This is a genomic window from Roseateles sp. P5_B10, from assembly GCF_056400485.1.
This window is the reverse complement of record NZ_JBFULE010000922.1, coordinates 1-1,932: the sequence shown is the minus strand read 5'-3', so window position 1 is coordinate 1,932 and position 1,932 is coordinate 1. Positions and strand designations below refer to the sequence as shown.

Sequence of the window (1,932 nt, the reverse complement as noted above, 5' to 3'; positions counted from 1 at the left end):
GTCTTTCACAATCACTCCCAGCACGACGCCGACGTGCTCGAGGTCGGCGATCCGGCTGACGACACCGCCCAGGGCGCTGTGACGGCCTTCCTCGCCTGGCTGCCGGCCGGCTTGACCTTGCCGGTGGGCGAGGGCGGCGATCACCCTGCCGCGACCTACCTCGATTGGCGCGACCGTGTCGTCGCGCCGCCGTTGACCCCTCCTCGCGGCTGATCGACAGGCGCCTTCGCGTGCCATGGCGCTTGCTGCGCCAATCCGATCCCCTGACTTCCGCCCGTCCTGACCGGACCCAGCGGTGCCCGCGTGCGCGCAGGCTTGCCGAGAACTCCCATGTCCAAACATTGCCGCTTCCAGCCGACGCTGCTGGCCGCCGCCTGCCTGCTCGCCGTCTCCGCAGCCCAGGCCGAACCCTCAGCCGTGCTTGAAAAGGTCGAGATCACCGGCCGCCATTACGACAACGCCATCGGCAGCACCGATGCCGCGTCGCAGGGCACCATCCGCGCCGAGCTGCTGAAGAGCCGCCCCGCGCTGCGCCCGGGCGAGGTGCTGGAGTTCGTGCCCGGCCTCATCGTCACGCAGCATTCGGGTGACGGCAAGGCCAACCAGTACTTCCTGCGCGGCTTCAACCTTGACCATGGCACCGACTTCGCCACCACCGTCAACGGCCTGCCGGTCAACATGCCGTCCCACGGCCACGGCCAGGGCTATTCGGACCTGAACTTCCTGATTCCCGAACTGGTGGACCGCATCGAGTACCGCAAGGGCCCGTACTTTGCGAAGAACGGCGACTTCGCCGCCGCCGGCTCGGCCGACATCGCCTACCGCAACACGCTGGACGAAAGCTTCGCCGCATTGACGCTGGGCCAGCGCCAGTTCCAGCGCTTTGTCGGCGCCGGCTTCACGCACCTGGGCGAGATGCATCTGCTGGGCGCCATCGAGGTGCAGCACAACGACGGGCCATGGCAGTTGCCCGAACACCTGCGCAAGACAAACGGTGTGCTGATTCTTTCGGGTGGCACGCGCGCCGAGGGCTGGAGCACGAGCCTGATGGCCTATGACGCCCGGTGGACATCGACCGACCAGGTGCCCGAGCGTCTCATCACAGCCGGCACCTTCAACGGCCAGCCCTTCGGCCGCTTCGATGCCATCGACAAGAGCGACGGCGGCGAGACGCGCCGCAGCAGCCTGTCCGGTGAATGGCATCGCAATACCGGCAGCGAGGCTACCAACGTCGCGGCCTACGCGATGAACTACCGGCTCAAGCTCTTCTCCAACTTCACCTACGCGCTGKAGCGGCCCGACGACGGCGACCAGTTCCTGCAGCAGGACAAGCGCAGCGTCTACGGCGTGAACGCCAGCCACGCCGTCGACCACCGCCTGGGCGACCTGCCTGCCCGCAGCGAGATCGGCCTGCAGCTGCGCCATGACCGCATCCGCGTCGGCCTTTACGACACCGTGGAGCGCCGCATCACCGCAACGACGCGCGACGACGAGGTGCGCGAGACCGAGCTTGGCGTCTACGGCCAGACCTCGGTCGAGCTGACGCCCTGGCTGCGCGGCGTCGTCGGCCTGCGCGCGGACGAGGCGCGCTTCAAGGTGCATAGCTACAGCAACGCCGCCAACTCCGGCAGCGCCTCGGCCCACCTGCTGTCGCCCAAGTTCTCGCTGATCGCCGGGCCGTGGGCCAAGACTGAGTTCTTCTTCAACGCGGGCCGCGGCTTTCACAGCAATGACGCGCGCGGCACGACGGCCACCATCGACCCCAAGACCGGAGACGCGGTCGACAAGGTGTCGGGTCTTGTCGCGGCGCGCGGCCTGGAGCTGGGTGCACGGACCGAATGGGTGCCGGGCCTGCAGAGTTCGGTCGCGATCTGGAAGCTGGACTTCGACTCCGAACTCGTCTATGTGGGCGACGCGGGCGCGACCGAGGCC

Annotated in this window: 2 protein-coding genes; both read left to right on the top strand. The window is 68.1% G+C overall.

Annotated elements, in window-relative coordinates; translation table 11 throughout:
• Positions 1 to 213: hypothetical protein (locus AC1DU6_RS29290; RefSeq protein ID WP_477861482.1), on the top strand; the 213-nt coding region annotated here is incomplete at its 5' end.
• 117 nt (positions 214 to 330) lie between these two features.
• Positions 331 to 1,932, top strand: a 1,602-nt coding sequence (locus AC1DU6_RS29285; protein ID WP_477861480.1) for a TonB-dependent receptor, incomplete at its 3' end; no start/stop codon positions are given.